12 protein-coding genes are annotated in these 18,697 nt (G+C 58.3%); 6 read left to right on the top strand and 6 right to left on the bottom strand.

Going from position 1 to position 18,697, the window contains the following annotated elements; translation table 11 throughout:
• Nucleotides 1–86 precede the first annotated feature (86 nt).
• From DES53_RS28130 to DES53_RS28105, 6 genes are all read right to left on the bottom strand, one after another.
• Nucleotides 87–1,892 (bottom strand): right-handed parallel beta-helix repeat-containing protein, encoded by a 1,806-nt coding sequence (locus DES53_RS28130; protein WP_147263670.1) that lies wholly within the window; start codon nt 1,890–1,892, stop codon nt 87–89.
• A 79-nt stretch (nt 1,893–1,971) separates the two neighbouring features.
• Complete coding sequence (locus tag DES53_RS28125) at nt 1,972–2,532, bottom strand: hypothetical protein (RefSeq protein ID WP_170157482.1); 561 nt, start codon at nt 2,530–2,532, stop codon at nt 1,972–1,974.
• 265 nt (nt 2,533–2,797) lie between these two features.
• Nucleotides 2,798–6,034 (bottom strand): inverse autotransporter beta domain-containing protein, encoded by a 3,237-nt coding sequence (locus DES53_RS28120; RefSeq protein ID WP_170157481.1) that lies wholly within the window; start codon nt 6,032–6,034, stop codon nt 2,798–2,800.
• Nucleotides 6,035–6,691: 657 nt separating this feature from the next.
• On the bottom strand, nt 6,692–7,603 hold the full coding sequence (locus DES53_RS28115; RefSeq protein WP_113961677.1) for a hypothetical protein: 912 nt from the start codon (nt 7,601–7,603) through the stop codon (nt 6,692–6,694).
• A gap of 59 nt (nt 7,604–7,662) precedes the next feature.
• Entirely contained in the window at nt 7,663–9,537 is a 1,875-nt protein-coding gene (locus tag DES53_RS28110; RefSeq protein WP_113961676.1) for a hypothetical protein, read from the bottom strand.
• A 500-nt stretch (nt 9,538–10,037) separates the two neighbouring features.
• The gene (locus DES53_RS28105; protein WP_113961675.1) at nt 10,038–10,901 is read right to left on the bottom strand and encodes a hypothetical protein; all 864 of its coding nucleotides are present in this window, start codon (nt 10,899–10,901) and stop codon (nt 10,038–10,040) included.
• A gap of 457 nt (nt 10,902–11,358) precedes the next feature.
• Between DES53_RS28105 and DES53_RS33280 the strand changes: the two genes are divergently transcribed.
• The 6 genes from DES53_RS33280 to DES53_RS33625 all read left to right on the top strand — a co-directional run bounded on the left by DES53_RS33280 (nt 11,359) and on the right by DES53_RS33625 (nt 18,658).
• A complete protein-coding gene (locus DES53_RS33280; RefSeq protein WP_170157480.1) occupies nt 11,359–11,835 on the top strand; it encodes an SRPBCC family protein in 477 nt (158 codons plus the stop codon).
• A gap of 107 nt (nt 11,836–11,942) precedes the next feature.
• Nucleotides 11,943–12,869 (top strand): ABC transporter substrate-binding protein, encoded by a 927-nt coding sequence (locus tag DES53_RS28100; protein ID WP_170157479.1) that lies wholly within the window; start codon nt 11,943–11,945, stop codon nt 12,867–12,869.
• 6 nt (nt 12,870–12,875) lie between these two features.
• A complete protein-coding gene (locus DES53_RS28095; RefSeq protein WP_113961673.1) occupies nt 12,876–13,631 on the top strand; it encodes an ATP-binding cassette domain-containing protein in 756 nt (251 codons plus the stop codon).
• A 13-nt stretch (nt 13,632–13,644) separates the two neighbouring features.
• Entirely contained in the window at nt 13,645–14,424 is a 780-nt protein-coding gene (locus DES53_RS28090) for an ABC transporter permease (protein ID WP_113961672.1), read from the top strand.
• Nucleotides 14,421–16,022, top strand: coding sequence for a hypothetical protein (locus DES53_RS28085; protein WP_113961671.1), 1,602 nt, complete (start codon nt 14,421–14,423; stop codon nt 16,020–16,022). Before DES53_RS28090 ends, DES53_RS28085 begins: the two co-directional genes overlap by 4 nt.
• A complete protein-coding gene (locus DES53_RS33625; RefSeq protein WP_113961670.1) occupies nt 16,019–18,658 on the top strand; it encodes a sigma 54-interacting transcriptional regulator in 2,640 nt (879 codons plus the stop codon). Before DES53_RS28085 ends, DES53_RS33625 begins: the two co-directional genes overlap by 4 nt.
• Nucleotides 18,659–18,697: the final 39 nt, after the last annotated feature.

Raw genomic sequence — 18,697 nt, 5'->3', positions numbered from 1 at the left:
CCGCCACTTCGATTCCACAGCACGCTCAATCCGAAACTCCTAAATCAAAAATCATCCATCAAAAATCACAAATACCCCGCCCCTCCTCACGGCACATCCACCGCCGTATTGATGAGCACTCCGTTCAGCAGGAAGTTGAGTGTCGGTGTGCCTTCCACATCCAGCGTGACTCCAGTGGCATCCGGATTCGGCGTAGGCGTGGCCGTATTATTCAGCGTGCCCAGCACGCTGAGGATGGATGTGCCACTCTTCTCCAGGCGTACGTGTGCTCCTGCCGGTGTGCCTGAGATGAGGTTCCCATCAAAGCCATTCACCGTGATGCTGGCGTCGCCGACGACGGGCATTGCATCCACGTGAATGCCCGCAGACGTCGAGTCTCGAATTTCATTGCCTCCCAGCGCCGTGATGTTCAGGTGGCCTACTTGTTCGTAGTCCTCAAGGAGAATGCCGGTTGGACTGTTGTTGATGATGTTGTCCGTAATGGAAGCTGTCGTGGTGCCGAAGACGTTGTAGATATTGATGCCATGCTTCAGGGCGCCACTGACCGTATTGCCAGTGATGGTCGCATTCATGCTGGCGGTGGCCAGATGGGTCTGACTCCAGATGCCAGTTCTAAATCCTGTGATGGTATTGTGCGTGACGGACGCCGTGAGTGAGGCGGTATCGCTCACGTAAAAGGCGATGCCCTTGTCGGTAAATTGTCCATTGTCGACAGCATATCCCACGATGGTGTTGTTCTCGATCGTGGCCTGCGTATTCCCGGAGTGGACAGACACCACGATGCCGGCGATGCAAATGGGATTATAGGAAATCGTATTGTTCTCTACGGTCAGGAAAGTGGGATCGATGAACTGCAGAAAGGACCCGGGAAGGGTATTCCCAATGATCTCGACCGTCTGAAAGTTCCACAAATTGATTGCCGCATTCTGGATGTTGTATCCGAAGACCCCAACGTAGTTGCCTCCAACGAGGCTGTTGATGTAAGCACCCGCAAGAGTGGGGCTGGCTCCGGTGCCAAAGACTTTTCCATTCATGCCCACGAAGGGCGTGCCACTGCCGATGAACTTCACTGAGCCACCTGCAGGAATGATTGCGCCTGTAGTATAGTCCACCCCGCCCTGCGTGTACACATGCCACAGGCGGTTTGTCGCAATCGAGTTCGCCACTGCCAGGTCCGCCCCGGCCTGCAGCGTATCCACCGGCTGCTCGGCAGTGCCGGTTCCGCTCGCACTGCCTGCCTCGATGCCATTGCCCACGGCCCCGCCATTGTTCACGAAGACCACATCATCCTGCATCACGATACGCCGCGGTGTGATGGAGACCTTCGTCACGCGCTTCACGGACGTGTTCACATCCACCTGATCCTCCGTCTCATTGCCAATCTTGATCGCTTCATTCTGCCTCCGCACCGGCTCCACAAGGCGCTCCGCGAGGTGACGACGTCGTGGCGTGAAGGATTCTCCCACACGGTCCCAGAAACCTTTGCCATCGCCCAGGTCACCCATTTCAAAGGGAATCTCCAGACGCAGGCCATACAGCCAGTCACTGCCCACATAGCGCTCGTCTTCGTACCACGTCGCATTCAGAACCACCGCAGGCACCGGTCTTACTTCCACACCGGCCTTCCACCCTTCCACATTCCCCGTGCCACCTGTCTGCGGACCAAAGGGCTGGTTATCGAAACTGTAGTACCCACCGATAAGGAACACATCCATCCACCGGTCCAGTCCCGGCACCAGCAGCGAGGCCTGCACATCCCAGCCCTCCATGCCTTCTTCATAGAGACGGAAGAGCTGCTCAATCGTTGTCGTGCTTGTCGTCGTCGTGGCGAAGCTGGTGACATTCACATCCTGTGAAATCGTATTCCCCGCCGCATAGGGGTCGCTGGCCACACCCGTCACCTGTTGGCTGAGGCTCGTGCTGCTGCTCGTAAAAGTCTGCCGCGAGCGCTGCTCCAGTGCGAGCTGCTTATCACTGAGCGGGATGTAGTAGTTCCCCCCTTATCTCCAGATATCTCGTACCCACCTCCGCACCTACCCCGAGCTGCCAGAACTGGTTGTCGAATTGCGTGTCCAGCATGTCGACAAAGAAGTTCGCGCCCACAAACACGCCTTCTTCAAGGAAGCCCGCCTGATGCCCATCATGCTTCGTCACTGCGCTCACACTCTGCGTGGTGAAGTGGTGCCGCCATCCCAGGCCGAGGCTCGCTGCCACCTCACCCTGCTCACCCCACGAGCTGTACGGCTCGATGAAAAGCACATCGCCACTGAGCAATCCATCCCGACCCACCGTGCTGATGACCGGCAGCACGAGAAACACATTCCCCTCCGTGTATTCATCCGTCGTCTTCACCCCGCCGCCTAGAATGCCTGGCAGGCTCCACTGGTCATGAATCGTCACCGCCTTCGCTGATTTCTCACCCGCGACCGTCTCGGGTCCCGCCTGTAGCGCACCTCCTAGAAGAACCATCGAGAGCGATAGCGCAGCACGAAGCCGCAAAGACCAACTGCACAGGGAAATCCGGCCGGGCATGGAGAGGGGAGTGGTGGTGAGGTGAAGTGAAACGTCCCCGAAGCCGCATCACCCAAAAGCGCGGGAGAGGAGTGCGACCCAATAAGGGAACGCCCAAACTTACGCCGCGTGCATTCTGCAATAGCTAAAATGATCTTCAGATGGAGAACTGCGGCTCCTCCAAAGTAGCTTCGGCTTCAGCCGAATGATATCGAGAGGAACTGAAGACACCTGCGAGCAGCCATTCCAATCCAAAATCATCCATCAAAAATCATATATTCATTTCTCACGGCACCACCACCGGCAGCGTGATGTGCGCGCCATTCAGGAAGAAATCCACGGTCGGAGTGCCGCCGAAGAACAGCGTGTCACCCGCGGTGGGATTGGGAGTGGGCGTGGCGGTGTTATTCAGCGTGCCCTCCACCGAGAAAGCGCCTGCGTCCTGGCGGTCAATCGACACATGAGATCCTGCAACCGTGTTGGTGATGGTGTTCGAGTTGAAGCCCTTCACCGTCAGTGCTCCTTCATTCCCGGTCACCAGCACGATGCCACCATTGCCGGCGCCGGTGATGGTGTTGGCCTCGAACAGATTCGAGTGGATGATGCCGCCTACGGCCTCGCCCAGCGACTGCCACTCGATGCCGGCCCCGCGGCTGTTGGTGATCACATTGGCTGCGGGATTCACCAGCACGTCCGCCAGATAGCGTGCCTCCACATAGATGCCGCGGCGTTGCGCGTCCGTGATGGCGTTCGCCGATACATGGGCAATCAGGTGGGAGGTGTCGGTGGCAAACAGTTGCACGCCATCGCCACCTGCATGAAGGATGTGGTTGTTCGCCACCTCCGCCCAGATGTATCCCTGGGAATCGGTGGCGAGGCTCACCGCTTCCCCAGTGGTGTGGGAGATTTCATTGCCCCGGACGTAGGCGGTGATGCCCAGGGCATCATTCCACGAGCGCATGCTCACGCCATATTCCAGGCCGGTCATCGTGTTATTCTCCACATGCGCTGTCACCTCCGCAGAGCCATTGGAGTGGATGAGCACACCGCCACTATCCGTAGCACCGGTAAAGGCATTGTCCGAGATCGTGACTACCACACTGGCATTGGTCGTGGCGATGAGGGTTAACCCGCGACCCTTCGGGTTGTAGATCTGGTTGCGCTGGATCACCGCATCAAGCGCGTGGGCACCGTTGATCTCCATCTGGATGGCGGTCGTCGGCCTTTCCGGATTGTAGAAGACATTGTCCGTCACCGTCACTCCGGTCACATCCGTCAGCTGGAGGTTGGAGTTCGTGAAGACGTTGCCGATGGCGGTGAAGTCCATGGTGGTGCCATCGGTGGGGTGAGTATCCACCACAAGGGTGCCGTTGGTGATCTGATTGCCCAGGAACTTGAGGGAACTGGATTGTCCGTTGTCACTGCGGCCCTCGATGAGATAGCCCCAGCGTTCGGTCAGGATGTTCCCCTGGAAGGTCAGGTCCATCTCTCCACCATTGCGGAATCTCAGCACCCGCGCATAGTTTTCATCCGTGACGCTGCGGATCGTATTACCCGTCACCGTGGCTTCCACCCTGCCGAAGCTGGAGCTGAATCCATAGTTGTCCACGTTGATGCCAGCACCGGTGTAGTTGATGGTATTCCCTGTGATGTTGGCTTTGATCTGGCCGCCGTGCGAGACTCCCAGGTTCACGCCGAAAAAGGTTCTTTCAAACGCGTTGTTGACGATGTCCGCCTCGATGCTGCCAAAGTTGGTGTAGATTTGCACACCCCATTCATTCGCGAACAGGTTGTCCTTCACGAGTGTCTTCTCCCCACCCAAGGTTCCGCCGGCTTCGATCTTGACCATGGCGTCCCCCTCGAAATGGTTGCCCACGATTTCGCTTTGCTCATATCCGTAGATGCCGACGTGGGTGGAGTTGAAATCATATCCGTAGACGCCGATGTACTTTCCGTTGCCGGCAAAGAAGCCGTTCGCGGCCGTCACGCTGGGTCTGGGTCCCGTGCCAAAGGTCCTGCCCCCCAGCCCTGCGATGGGGGTGCCGCTGCCGATGAACTTCACCTGCTGGCCGGAGATGGAGGGGAGGTAGACATTGTCAACGGCGTACTCCACACCACCCTGCGTATACACATTCCACACGCGGTTGGTCGCTACAGATTTGTTCCCCGCGAGGGTGCCTCCGGCCACGATGGTATCAAACGGCTGCTCCGCCGTGCCCGTGCCGCTCGCACTGCCTGCGCCGATGCCATTCGTGGTGGCTGTGCCATTGTTCACGAAGACAATGTCCTCCTGCAGCACGACTTGCTGTGAGCTCTGCGCCACCACCTTCGTCACGCGCTGCACCTGCGTATCCACTTCCACCTTCTGCTCCGTCTCATTGCCGACCTTGATGGCTTCATTCTGCCTCCGCACCGGCTCCACGAGGCGCTCCGCGAGGTGACGACGCCGTGGTGTGAAGGCATCACCCACGCGATCCCAGAAGCCCCTGCCATCGCCCAGGTCACCCATCTCAAAGGGAATCTCAAGGCGCAGGCCATACAGCCAGTCACTGCCCACATAGCGCTCGTCTTCATACCACGTCGCATTCAGCACCACCGCAGGCACCGGGCGCACTTCCAGTCCGGCCTTCCAGCCTTCCACATTTCCTGTGCCACCCGTCTGCGGACCAAAGGGTTGGTTATCGAAAGAATAATAACCACCGATAAGGAACACATCCATCCACCGGTCCAGCCCTGGCACCAGGAGTGATGCCTGCACATCCCAGCCCTCCATGCCTTCCTCATAGAGACGGAAGAGCTGCTCAATCGTCGTCGTGCTCGTCGTGGTGGTCGCGAAGGTGGTGGTGTTCAGCTCCTGCTGGATGGTATTCCCCGTGGCGAAAGGCTCCCCCGTCACCTGCTGGCTCAGGCTCGTGCTGCTGCTGGTGAAGGTCTGCCGCGAGCGCTGCTCGAAGGCAAGCTGCCGGTCACTGAGCGGGATGTAGTAGTTCCCCCTTATCTCCAGATATCTCGTACCCACCTCCGCACCCACACCAAGCTGCCAGAACTGGTTGCCGAATTGCGTGTCCAGCATATCCACGAAGAAGTTCGCCCCCACATACACGCCTTCTTCAAGGAAGCCCGCCTGATGCCCATCATGCTTCGTCACCGCGCTCACACTCTGCGCGGTGAAGTAGTGCCGCCATCCCAGGCCGAGGCTCGCTGCCACCTCGCCCTGCTCACCCCACGAGCTGTACGGCTCGATGAAAAGCACATCCCCACTGAGCAATCCATCCCGCCCTACGGTGCTGATGACCGGCACCACGAGAAACACATTCCCCTCCGTGTATTCATCCGTCGTCTTCACCCCACCACCCATGATGCCCGGCAGACTCCACTGGTCATGAATCGTCACCGCCTTCGCTGATTTCTCACCCGCGACCGTCTCCGGCCCTGCCTGCAGCGCACCTCCTGCTCCCACGAAAAACAACAAGGCGACACAAAGACGCAAAGACCAACTGCACAGGGAAATCCGGCCAGGCATGAAGAGGGGTTTTGGGGGTGTGGAGAAGTGATGCGTCCCAAGAGCCGCGCACCCAAAGAATGGGAGAGGCACGCGACCCATTAAGGGGACGCAAAAACCTACAACACGGGCATTCTGCACGCGTTAAAATTTTCTTCAGATGGAAACCGGGCCTCCCCCAAAGTCGTTCCGGCTTCAGCCGAATGATCTCGAGGCGAACGATGAAGGGCTAGCGAGGAGCCATTTCATTCCAAGGTGAAGCGTCGAGCCTTTCAAAGGATCGTGGACGCCTCGTTCCGGAAAAGCGTCGCATGTCTCCCGACAAACCAGTCCGCCCTGACACGGCACCCCATCAAGGAGTGGGGGCATTCCTGCCCATGGATGGTCTGCACCTCACATCAAACGCAACCACCTTCAGAGCTGTGATGCCAAGCGATGGCAATGGATACACCATGATGGTCACTGACCTCTACCCTTCCTGCGTCGCCCTGTCTTCTCATGCTCCTCTTCTTTCAAGATGGATAGCCCAGGCGCGGGCTGAGACGCTTTAAGTTGGATGATAGCCGTGACCTGAGACAAAGCGGGTGGCTTTCATGCCGGCTACAGGCTATCATCCCTTCGGGATGGTGGGAATCTGCCCCATCGTAGACGATGGGGCAGCCCGACGGGTACAGGCGGCTACTTGAGTGCCTTCAAAATCGGCCCGGCGATTTCCTGGTGGCTGAGATACTGGGTGATGCTGTGGGCATTCTCGTATCCATTGTCCAGCTTGGATACATTCTCGATCTCTGCCGAGCCGAACGTGGCTGCCGTGAGTTCCGAGCGGAGGGCCACGAAGTCTTCCGGGTCACTGCCATTGAGCCAGTGTGTCGCCACCGTAGGTTTCAGGAACGGGCCCTGGATGCGCTTCTGCACCGTGCCGATTCCGAGCGGTGAACCGAGGGTGACAAACAGGGGCAGCTTCTCCTCCAGTCGCATCTTCCTCAGAAGCACATAGCCCACAATCGTCCCCAGGGAGTGCGTGACCACCACTGTGCGTGAAAGGTCTTTGAAGGGATCAAAGACCTGTCCTTTGACCATGGTATTGATCTCGTCGAACAAACCCGGCTTGGCGAGATAGGCGCCTGCCTGCTTCAGGAACTTGTTCGCCAATTTTTGTCCTGCGCCCGGGAAGTTCTTTTCGATCACACGCACGATGGCCTTCAACCACTTCTTGTGCGGCCCCTTTGCCATGGTCGTGACTACCACGTCGCGATTCACGCCCTCCGTGAGCGCGATCTCCTCGAGCACCTTGTCATCGGAAATTTCGAATCTCTTCTGCACATCCTTGTACAAGGCGAAGAGTTCGTCTGGAGCAATATCCTCGTCAGGCGAGGCGGGCCCCATTGGTGATACGGCATCGGAGTTGCCATCCCATGAATCCGTGGCCGTCGCCAGGGTATCACCGTAGTAGGCGGTGCGCACCTCGATCTTGCTCCAGTCGACTGCACCCGCGCCCCAGGCCGCCTTCAAAGCGCCGGACCAAGCTTCTTCAATGACTTTTGCGTTTTTTCCCTCGTTGTTGATGCCGTGAATGTAGATGAGTCTCATGGTATGTTATTGGCTTGAAAGGATGATGTCGTGAAAAATGCAGAGTCGTTTCAGCCTGCTCAGAGATTGTGGATCTCGTAGTTGAAGTTCTTTGCCAGCACCTCCATGGCGTCGTCTGGGAGGAGCACGGCAGCACGGTTCAGCGGTTTGTTGGCAATGCTTTTCAGGAACTCTGGTGTTTCCACGCGCTCGTCCTCCGCCAGCATGGCCCAGCCCTGGCGATAAATCGGAACGAGCCCCTGAACGGGAACATCCTGTCTGGCAGCGAAGCTGTCCCGCGTATAGAGGGGGCGGTCCAGGGCTGGTTCGTCCTCTTCATCAGCCGGTACCTCGGGAAGGTTGGCAAACACGGACCAGCCTCCACTGGCATTCTGCTTCCACCAGAGACGCTCCGCAGCGAGGATGGCCAGGTCAATGGGTAGCGCACTGTCTTCCGCCATATAGTGCGCTGTACGCTGGATGTTATGCTGGTCACCAGCCAGATCGTAGAGATAACCCGCGATGTTGGCATTGTTGGGCGCCTGCTCACTGCCGACACGGATGGCATCAGCAAAGCGCCAGGTATCAGCGACTTTGAGAGGTGGAATCGTGGTCGATGCTGCGTGCGTGCTCAGGGACGTGTCCCACGGACTCATCGGGTTCAGAAAGCCATTCTCTCCATCGTTTCCAGGCATGTCCCTTCTGTAGAGCCTCATGAGGAAGACATCGCCAGGGAACCGGTCGAGCACGACGCTCGTCGTGAAATCCAGCATCGGGACCAGCAGCCATCCGTCCTTTTGCCTTATGAAGAAAGGCGTCCCCAGATTGCGCTGGTCCGGACGCGTCTCGATAAGGCAGAGCTCACGAGGCTTGACCCAGCTCAAGTGGTACTCATCGCGTGGCATCGCCAGAGAACTGGATGTCGACGTTTCACATGCAGCCTTCGCGCTGGGGAAGCCTCCACCGATGGCGTGACCCAATTGGGCCAGTTCCTCCGCTCTGCCAAGTCCTGCTTCAAATTCTTCAGACTTCGCATCCCTCACCCTTCTTTGTTCCTCTGCGTCGACACGCTCTGGGGCTACCCAGGAATCGTCGCCCGAACGGGTTGATTCGAGCCCAACCTCGAAACTTTCTGCGACTGGCACCGCGTCCTTGTCGAGCACATCGTAGTAGTTTTGATCCGGGCGGATGCGCGTGTCGATGTCCGGTTCCATCTCCACGTTCAGCTTCGCGGCCCGTCTGGGGACTTCATCCTCCAGATAATCCGCGAGCCGGGTGTTCACGATGGCCGGGCAATAGCGGTGATGGTCGGACTCAATCACCGCTGGCACCTTGCCTTCCAACGCCTCACTGAGAACGGCGGAAAAGAGACAAAAGGGTTCCCCTCCGTCGCCACTTGCATTGACGTGGAAGGCCTGCGCGGCGAGCGAGGTGCTCTGGAACAAATCCACCTGCAACTTTTCTTCCTTGTACCGTTTGTTGAGGATAGGGTGACCCACAAAGTCCACGGCATCTTTGCCCGTGGACCGGCATGCGTCCGCGATCACGCATAGCTGCCCTTGAGTGAGGTGTTCATTTTGCTGGCCGATTCCGTAGGTGCGGAGACGTCTCATGAAGGCATTGACGTCCACACCTTCATTTTCGGGGTCCGAAAGGAGCCAGAATTGATCCGCCGCGGACCTCACAATGCCATGCCCCACGAAATAGACCACCAGCCGGTCGATGACATGGTTTTCCAGGAACTTGGTGATCTCAGTTTGAAGTCTGGCAATCGTCACGGGCTCCTTCCTGTCATGAATCTCCAGGACCTTGTAACTCCTGGTTGCCGAAGGGGCCTGCGCCCAAGCCGCAAGACGGGCCGCGCTGGTCAAGGCCCCGGGAAGGGGGGCGTAGGGTGGCGTGTATTTGGAAACCGCGATGAGAATCATCGCTTTTTCGAGCGGCGGAGGTGGCATGGTGATTCGCGAGGTGACTGGATGGGTGCCTCAATCGCGGTAGAGTGTTGCGAGATTCATGCGCCCGGACCCGAACTCGAAATCACCCCACCTGACGATTGTGGAGTGCCCGGCCGCTGTATGTCCTGTACTAGATTGTCCGACCGTCCGCTGTGCATGAGAATCCACTTGAGTGTCGGGCCAAGCCATAGTGACGCGCGGGGGTGTTGACAAGCAAAAGTTTGGGGTATCGACGAGTGGAAGGAAATACCAGCAACACCGCATTCAGGAGCGGCTCCCTGTACCGTTCCTGCGTCGGGGACAGGTGTTCCGGCTGCTGCCTGCATCCCCGCGTGCCGCTCCCATGATTCGACGCCGCTGGTGAACACTTCCCCCCGACCCGCCTCAAAGTCTCCGGGAGAGGGGAGGTGCTGTGCAAGTGATCCTCGCCGCGCCTCTCCTCATGTGAACCCCATTTCCCATCACACCCACTCATACCGCATCCCACCACCTTCCATCCTTCACTTTGCCGACATGATTGCCTTTTTCTCAAATGAGATCGCCGTCTTGATGCCGGAATCCTCACCCAGCTCGGGAAAGGCCGCTGCGTTCCAGAGCTTCGCCAGGTCCGGGGCAGAGCCCCTGAGCACGAGCTTCCCTTCGCGGAGCCCGTAGCTCAGCGCGATGCCGCCCGTGGGGGTGTCCACGGATTGCTGGCGGTCTGCCGCACCTTCCGTCGCGGGCTTCACCTTGATGAATGAGAGCGTGCGTTTGCCCAGCCTCTGCTGCAGCTTCACCTTGCCCACCTGCTCTGCCGTCGTGGAGAGCGGTTGCGCCTCCTTGCCCAGCGCTTCCTGGGTGAGCGGTCGTGTCAGCATGTCCGGTGGTGCAGCATGCAGTTGCGCGGTGAATTCTCTCTCCTCATTCTTGTACTGGGCCACCAGCGCGGGAGTGCGGCTCCTGACGCCGGGGTTCGCACGCATGGTATGGCAGCGCAGCACCAGCAGGCGCGACACCTCCGTGCCATCCTGCAGGCGCACCTTCACCGGTGAGGTGGAGAACCACGCCGCAGGTGCATCCGGCGAAGTCCCGCGCAGCAACGCCTCATCCTCATCCAGCGAACGGGAATGGGACATGACGATGGCGCCCTGCGGACCGGTGCGCGACATGCGCTCCTTCATGGCTGCAGGCAGTGGCTGACTCACCGGCTGTGCCTCCGCATGGGGGATGCCCATGCCTGCCACCAGCGACCACGTCAGCATCAGCATCCACATCCGCGCCCCCACACTCGCTCCACCACACCTCCACGAACCTCTGTTCCAGATGGTCTTGTCGATGGTATCAGTATCGACATTGGCATCGAAGACATGCGCGTTCTGTTCCATGGTGGTATCGAGTCAGGGTCAGTGGGCAGGTGCGCAGGCAGGTGCTCCGCCCGCGCAGCGCAATTGCTCCACATCGTCGGAAAATCGTCAAGAACAGAAACCCCAATTCCACCATCATCCTTGATGATCTGTTCAGAGTGATGATGGCACTTCGGCGCGATGCATTTGCCCATCGTGTGGCGGCAGGCTCGCAAGTAGGCTGTGATAGACCAAGAGGTCTTTCGGAGATGGCCTGAGAATGCTTTCTCGCGATTTCCCGCGAAATGCTCGCGGTCGATGGTGGAAAGCGGGCGGACCAGCAGAGGCATCCGGAGCACTGGCAGCCAACGTGCCGGATTAATATTCGCAAAATATCCCTGAGAAACAGGGGATTACACGACGCTTTGAGGTGATTCCATGGTGGGCGACTTGACATTTGTCGAAAGGGGTACGGGGCTGCAAGCCAATCCTACCCTTCATGAGCCGCACCCATCGTGTCAGTGAGTCCCTGATCATCCCATACACCCGGGACATTGCTTGGAGAGCGGGAAATGACCCGAGGCCGCTGTCAGTGCATGTGCCGATGCTGAAACGCTTCCGAATTGAGGGAAGGATGAAGGAAGGGGCACGGGTCACTGAAATTCACACGGCTCTCGGCTTTCCCCAGCACTTCGAGGGTTTTATCACTGCCTACGAGCCAGGATTCCATTGGGCCATGTTCACCCGACCTGTCACGTGGGGACCGGCCAGCCTTCCGCACTCAGCGGACTATCGGTTTGAATATCTCCCGGATGCCGCAGGCACGCGGGTCAGCATCGCCTGCGAGTACGAGCTGAAGGGTCTCCTCAGGCTGCCATGCGCAGGGTGGATCACGGCTTTTCTCATGCGCACCACCATCAGGCGCCTTCTCCACGCCATCGAAAAGCGGGCCGCCAGGCTGTCCCTGTCACACTGAATACGAATATCCCTACGAATATGAATAGCCAGAATACTGTCTGCCACAGATCCAGGAAGCAGGGTGCCAGCACTGCACACATCCTTGTCAGTCTCGTTCTTGTCGCCATGGTTGCCATCGCTGCCTGGTGGTGGCGCACCCGCGATGCTGCTGCTGCCTCGGCAGGGGATCTTGTCGTACGTGTGGCTTATGCTCCCGTGGTGTTGAACCTGCCCTCTTACGTGGCTCAGGATCGAGGTTTGTTTGAGAAGGCCGGGGTGAAGGTGGTTTATACCTCCTTCTCCAGCGCCAATGACATGATCAACGCGCTGGTGGCGGGCCAGGTGGATGCCGTCACGGGTGTGAGCATGGTGCCTGTGCTGAATCTGGAGGCCCAGTCTCCTGGGAAGGCCCGTGTATTCCTCCACAGCATGATGACGAAAGACACGCCCTACGATGGCATGGTGGTGAAAAAGGGTTCGCCGATCAAAGGACTCACGGACCTCGCCGGCAAAAAGGTCGGGGTGTTTCCGGGTACCACCGCAGCGAGTCTTCTCAAAGCTACTTTCAAGAAACATGGAATCGATGCCAATACAGTGCAGCTCGTTCCCTTGCCTCCTCCCAGCCACCTTTCCGCGCTGGAGTCCGGAGCGGTGGATGCCCTGCTGGCTTATGAGCCCACCTTGAGTACGGCCCTGGATCAGGGGGCGCAGCAGATCTTCGGTTCGATTTTTGCTGACCTCCTTTCTCCCAGCCCGATTTCCTGCTCGGTGGTCTCTCGCAAGTTTGCCACGGAGCACCCCGAGGCATTTGCCCGGTTCGTCGGAGCCCTGGATGAATCCATCGCCATGATTCGTGCCAACCCATCCGAGTGCCGCAAGATGCTGCAATTGCACACAAAAATTTCGGAGCAGGTGGCGCAGAAGGTGAATTTGGTGCCTGACGTCACCTCCACGGAAACCAAATCGGATACAGTTCAGGCCTTTGTGAATTTGCTCTTTACAATAGGTGAAATGCAAAAGAAAATCGAGGCCCCGCCTCTGCTTGCTCCGTGAGTGGTCATGTCAAAAGTCCCCGCCATATCCCTTTGCCAGGTTTGCCTGAGTTACGCCAGTGTGGATGACGGCGGCTTGTTCAGTGACTTCTCTCTCGCATTGCCGCAGGCGCAGACCACTGTGCTCATGGGCGGCAGCGGTTCAGGAAAGACCACACTCGCACGGATGGCCAGCGGGCGTGTGCAGCCCGACGCGGGGAAGGTGACGCGAAACACAGCCTACACTGCCGCGCATGATTGCGTCTATGTAGATCAGGACGCCTGGAATTCCGTGTTCCCCTACCGCACCGTCGGTCAGAATCTGGCCTGGACGCTGCAGAAGCTTGGGTGGCAGACGGCTCGTGCCACGCAGCGCATCGAGCAGCTTTTGTCGGCCTTTGATATGACCGCCAAGCGCGACGCCTTCCCCAAGGCCCTTTCAGGAGGGCAGCGCCAGCGCCTGGCGCTGCTCCGCTGCCTGCTGTGGGAGCCGAAGTGCATGATACTCGATGAAAGCCTGTCGGCTTTGGACGAAGCGACCAAGGCCAGGGTCATCACACTCTTGATCCAGGAGGTGCGGCAGCGTGGCATGACTCTCATCCATGTGACTCACAATCCCCTGGAGGCGCTCGCTCTTGCCGACGTCATACTTGTCATCGGTAGCAAACCGGTCCGTGTGATCGGCGAACTGGAAGGTGGCTTCCAGGACTTGAGACAGGTGGAAACTCCCGCCTTTGAAGCGGCCCAGGCAAGGCTCATGCACATGCTTCGCACCACTGACTGAGAATATCACCGGCATGCGCTCCCGTTTCCCAACGCTCCTCTTCTCCGCAGTTCCAGTGCTGGTGCTGCTCCTGCTCTGGTGGTGGATCACGAGCTGCGGAAAGGTGGATGCCATCATTCTTCCAAGGCCCGCTGCCGTACTTGCTGCGTTCGGGTCACTTGCCGGTGAGCAGCTGCTGCCAGACCTGCTGCACACCCTGGGGCGTGCGCTGGCCGCGTTGTCGATTGCCATTGTCATAGGCGTGCCTGTGGGATTGTGGCTGGGCTTGCACGGGCGTGTCTATCGCGCGGTGGAGGGCATCGTACACGCCCTCCGCTCCGTGCCTGCGGCAGCGCTGTTCCCGCTTTTTCTCGTGGCCATTGGTGTTGGAGAAAGCAGCATCGTTGCCCTTGCTTCGTTCAACAGCTTGATGGTCGTGCTTGTCGCCACCGTGAATGGCACACTGCTGGCGAATGAGTCGCGCCTCTATCACGCGCGCCTCTTGGGGCTCAGGGGTTGGGCTATCACCTCTGAGGTATTGTTCTGGGAGGCGCTGCCGCACATCCTCGGGGGCATTCGCATCGCCCTCGGTTACTGCCTCGCACTGGTCATCGCCGTGGAGATGTTCATTGGAGTCAGCCACATGGGGCTTGGCCGTCGCATCTATGAATTTCAGGCCGCCTACCGCACGCCGGAAACCTACGCTTTGATCATTGTGGCCAGTTCGCTCGGCATTGCCATGAACCTGCTGTTGGACTGGATCGAGCGCGCCACGCTCCGCTGGCATCCAGACAGTAAAGCTGACCTGTCATGAGTTCGAGGAAAGTGAAAGAAGCCAGGCCCCTGTGGCCACTGCGTTGCCCGCCGGAATTGTCGGGGGATTTCTCGCAGCTCGATGCGAAGCGGATCAATGCCATGATTGAAGACTGGCTGGAGCGTGGACTGCGCGAGGCCATGCCCGACAGCGTCCTGTCCTTTTTCTTTACAGGGCTCCGCAGCCAGGATTCCCGGTTGCAGACCAACGTGAGAATGATTGTACGAAACGGTTCACAGCACAGCCAGCTCGTGGGCAGGTTTGCCTGGATGGTCGCCTATAACATCGCAAACAGCGCTTCCATGCTACAGCACGTTTTTCGATGTGATGATAATGTGGGTCGCTCCGCCATTGTGCTCTCCGCCGACCGTCCGCCCGGGAACTTCGCGTGTGCGGATGCCTCTTCGCTCGCTTACGTCTGGCTGAACGCAGAGTGGCACCCCACGACGCCCCTCGATCGCGAGAGCTTCGCCTTTGATGGGTGGAAGGTGCCGATTCTGGAGGAAGCCGCATCCACCGTGACATGGAGAGACGACATCATCGTTCCGTCGGCCAAGGTCATCCATTTTGGTGACAGGGCGATCACCCGCGACCTGCGTCGCATAGCCGTTTCAGGGGTGAAGTCTCCCGACTACCGTGCCCGCGTCTGGCCCTTGCTGGAGACAGCCCAGGTCCTCATGGTCATGGCGCCCGCGTTCACCATGGAGGGCAAGCACCGGATCATGCTGGGAGGATGCGGCTTGAACCTGTTGATCAAACGCCATCACACGATCAGTCGCGATGTCATCGAGACCGCTCTGAAGATGGCGCGAAAGCTGGACAGCCTGTTCGGCACGGTACTGCATCTGCACCAGGCACAGGAGCGGCGGAAGAATACCTTCCACGCTCTGAATGCGATTGCCCACTCGTTGAAGAATCGCTCGGACCGGCTCAGCGCTCACCATCCCAAGTGTGCCGAGGACCTTTACATCCAAAAGATTGCTGCGCAGGGAGCAGGACAGATGGTGGCAGAGCCATCCTACGTGTACCAAGATAATGGCGGCGAGACCAGATGGAGACAGGCAGGATACGACGAGCGCTCACTCACGGAAAGCCTTCGCGCTACGACCTGGCTGAGTTGCCCTCAGTACCAACTGGCATTGGACCCCTTGGAAAATCGCCTGGCAGATGCTCGCTGGGTCACACTGATCGAAGAGCTCATGGAGAACCTGCGGAAGTGGAGCGAGCCCGGGAATGATATTGGTCTGAAGGTGGTGCAGGAAGGCGGGTCAGACTATGCCACGCTCACCGTCAGGAGCACCGTGTGGGAGGAGCAATGGGAGAGAATTCGTGACAAGGTCCGGCACATTGCCGATGAGGCGCCCGAAGTGCAGTTCAAGGGGCTGAACACGGTCCTGTGGATGTTACAGCGTCTGGCGGATACTCGCACGGCAGTGGTCTATGAATGTGGAACCACCTCGCCGGGGCGGCACCCCAAGGATGAACCCCTGCACATTGGTACCCTGCCGATCACGCTCCGTGTTCATGAGGAGTTTACCAATCAACACGAGCCGTTGTCTCTCACCCTTACCGTTCACTACCTTCCCCTTCCACCATGAGCAGCAAGGTCCCATTTCGCATCCTCATCGTCGATGACGACATTTACAACCAGGTGAAAGAATCAGAGAAGTGGATATCTGGCGCCGGGAGCCTCGCAGCACAGCACTGTCAGTTTGTCGATGAACTCTTGCCTGTTGAGGGCGTGGAGATCATGCTCGCTCACGATGCCGCACTCCGAAAACTCTTCCTGCTAACTCCGGCTGGGCGGAGGGTGGTGGGGCGATGCTGCAAGCAATGCCCGATCGAGGAAAAAGCGAACGAGGATAAGCCTGGAAAGAACAAGAGATGTGCGAAGCCGGAATGTCTGGCGCACAGGGCATGTGAGTATCCTGAGCAGTGGTTGGGCCAGTTTCACGTCATTGTGCTCGACATGAAGGGCATTGGGTCTCTGAGGTCAGAGAAGGAAAACCAATTGCACTCAGCGATCACTTCCCATCTGGGATGGATAAGGGAGACGCCTGAAAAGGTCGACATCAAGTCCCTGCTGGCTGACAAAAAAATCCAAGGAGTGATGTTCTACCATCGCTACCTCGAGCATCTGACATCAGCTCGTGCCGTCATCGTCCTCACGCAGCAGGACTACACCAACGTCGGAAAGAAAGGGACGCCAGCACCGATTCGCGAGCTGCTGGAGCCTTTTTGCCAGGATGAAAATCACCTTTTCAAAGAGGTAAATCTGCTGCCAGCACACATACCATGGACGGTCAAGCATGGCAAAACCGGTGGTGCAGGGATTCGTATTGCACGGCTGATTCACAGTCTCCACGAGGACTTTGCCAGTGGATACGAAATGCTGACGAACCGTGGCCAGATCGAGTTCGCTGCGGTCACGGACCACCCCGTGCTCATCCTCGGTGAGAGCGGCACGGGCAAGGAATATGTCGCACGCGCCATCCGGCGTGCGTGGGAGCGCGAGAAGCATGCCATGAGCAGTTCGCGACGGGGATACGCGGGGCTGGAGCAGGAGGCTGAAGCGGCAGTGGAGAGCGTTGTAGACGGGAAGTATGATGCCAACGACGGGGATGCCGAAGTGGATGGCGATGGTGCTGATGAACATCAGCTTGGGCATGCCGTATTGAACTGCGGGTGCATCACAGAGGCCGACGCTCGCGCATATCTCTACGGTGCGGTTCGCGGTTCATCGGCTGGCGCGCTGTCTCATCTGCCAGGCATCATATTGCAGGCCTGTGGCTGTAAGGTCCTTGGCTATGACAAGCCTGATAAGCGGCGCAAGCTATCTCTCGAAAAGGCCCTGTTGAACGCAAGGGACGCTGCCCGTGAAATCAGCGATTTTACCGCGAAAATGGATCCCGCGATGGCTTCTGTGAAGGTGAAAAGGGTGATGGAAACTATCCAGGATTTGCTCCACCCCAAGCAAGTTTATGGAATGCTATCGGATCCTCAATCCTACCACTCGTTGCCTCAGTTGCTGGTCGACGTGGAGACGCATCTGCAGAATCTGATGGACGGGACAGATGTCGCGGAACAGTTTAAGCAGAAGCTTTTGATGCATTTCACGGGGCGTCTTATCGAGAACCCCAAGTCATCGAACCGTTTCGATTTGTGCTTCACCAAGGAAGCAGGGGTCTTGGGCACTCTTTTTCTGGACGAGCTTGCTGATCTACCGCCGCTGGCGCAGAGTCTCTTGCTCCGTTTCTTGGAGAGTGGCACTCAGGAAATCGAGCCCTTGGGGTATCCAGGACGCATCACCGGCGTTCGAGTGCGCGTCGTAGCGGCCACCAGTGACAAGGAGGTGGCGAAAATGGCCGGCGTTGAAAACTTGAAAGAGCGAGCGGGCGAGCGACCGCGACCGTATTCTGTTCGCTATGATCTTTTGCAGCGCCTCCGCTGGCATACCATCCGGGTAGAACCAGTGAACCAGCATAACGTCGAGGCCACGATTCATGCCATGACCTACAATGCGGACCAAGAGATGCGCGAAGAACTCTCCGCAACTTCGGAGGTTGGAGGAAATGGCGGCAACGGTTTGGTTTGGGATGAGGGGGCCGTTGCCGCTCTCAAGAAACGTGCGTTGGAACGGGCTGAATCGGTGTACTTCAATCATCGCCGGGAACTCAGGCGCATCATCACAATGACCACACACCACGTAGGTAAGGGGCGTCTACGCGGATTGCGTGGGTTTGAAGATGGCAGGGTGACGGAAGAGAGCGTAAGCCGATTCCTCACTGCACCGTCTCCCATGCGGCCATCTCCCGTCGAACATCAAACGTTTGTACAGCCTCACTCCCAGCAACCGGACAAAGAACTCCGGCCCGAAGAACTGCAACTTCGAGCTGACATCGAGGCAATTCTGCCCAATCTCAGCAAGGGCTGGAAGCATTTGGACCTTCGTAACGCCATCAAGGCCGTTCCCGGCAGTGCATTGCAGATCGGAGCACTGCTTCAAGCAGCTGCTGGTTTGGGAGCCGCCGAATCGGGGTATTGCGGTCGCGAGTCCCCTGATCGTATTGATGAGGCACCACGTTATGGAATTGCTTACGCCGTCTCGCTGGGGGAGGCCAGTTGGGGCACGTTAAGAACGCAATTGAGGAAGGTGGGCGTGAGATTTGATGCATCTGGCGAGAAAGACTCTCACACGGGGGTACATATCAAGCAGCCTCGTGCAAAGGAGTAATACCTTGCTTATGATCCCTGCGAGCTGTCAGGCGCCTTG

Origin of the sequence: Roseimicrobium gellanilyticum (assembly GCF_003315205.1) — a bacterium.
GTDB classification, from domain to species: Bacteria; Verrucomicrobiota; Verrucomicrobiia; order Verrucomicrobiales; family Verrucomicrobiaceae; genus Roseimicrobium; species Roseimicrobium gellanilyticum.
This window is presented reverse-complemented; position numbering and strand designations above follow the sequence as displayed.

Bases quoted from the DNA above. Each gene is read 5' to 3' on its own strand.
- DES53_RS28110 (WP_113961676.1), bottom strand. From the start codon at position 9,537: ATGCCACCTCCGCCGCTCGAAAAAGCGATGATTCTCATCGCGGTTTCC.
- DES53_RS33280 (WP_170157480.1), top strand. From the start codon at position 11,359: ATGAGCCGCACCCATCGTGTCAGTGAGTCCCTGATCATCCCATACACC.
- DES53_RS28125 (WP_170157482.1), bottom strand. From the start codon at position 2,532: ATGCCCGGCCGGATTTCCCTGTGCAGTTGGTCTTTGCGGCTTCGTGCT.
- DES53_RS28100 (WP_170157479.1), top strand. From the start codon at position 11,943: ATGGTTGCCATCGCTGCCTGGTGGTGGCGCACCCGCGATGCTGCTGCT.
- DES53_RS28115 (WP_113961677.1), bottom strand. From the start codon at position 7,603: ATGAGACTCATCTACATTCACGGCATCAACAACGAGGGAAAAAACGCA.
- DES53_RS28085 (WP_113961671.1), top strand. From the start codon at position 14,421: ATGAGTTCGAGGAAAGTGAAAGAAGCCAGGCCCCTGTGGCCACTGCGT.
- DES53_RS28090 (WP_113961672.1), top strand. From the start codon at position 13,645: ATGCGCTCCCGTTTCCCAACGCTCCTCTTCTCCGCAGTTCCAGTGCTG.
- DES53_RS33625 (WP_113961670.1), top strand. From the start codon at position 16,019: ATGAGCAGCAAGGTCCCATTTCGCATCCTCATCGTCGATGACGACATT.
- DES53_RS28120 (WP_170157481.1), bottom strand. From the start codon at position 6,034: ATGCCTGGCCGGATTTCCCTGTGCAGTTGGTCTTTGCGTCTTTGTGTC.
- DES53_RS28095 (WP_113961673.1), top strand. From the start codon at position 12,876: ATGTCAAAAGTCCCCGCCATATCCCTTTGCCAGGTTTGCCTGAGTTAC.
- DES53_RS28105 (WP_113961675.1), bottom strand. From the start codon at position 10,901: ATGGAACAGAACGCGCATGTCTTCGATGCCAATGTCGATACTGATACC.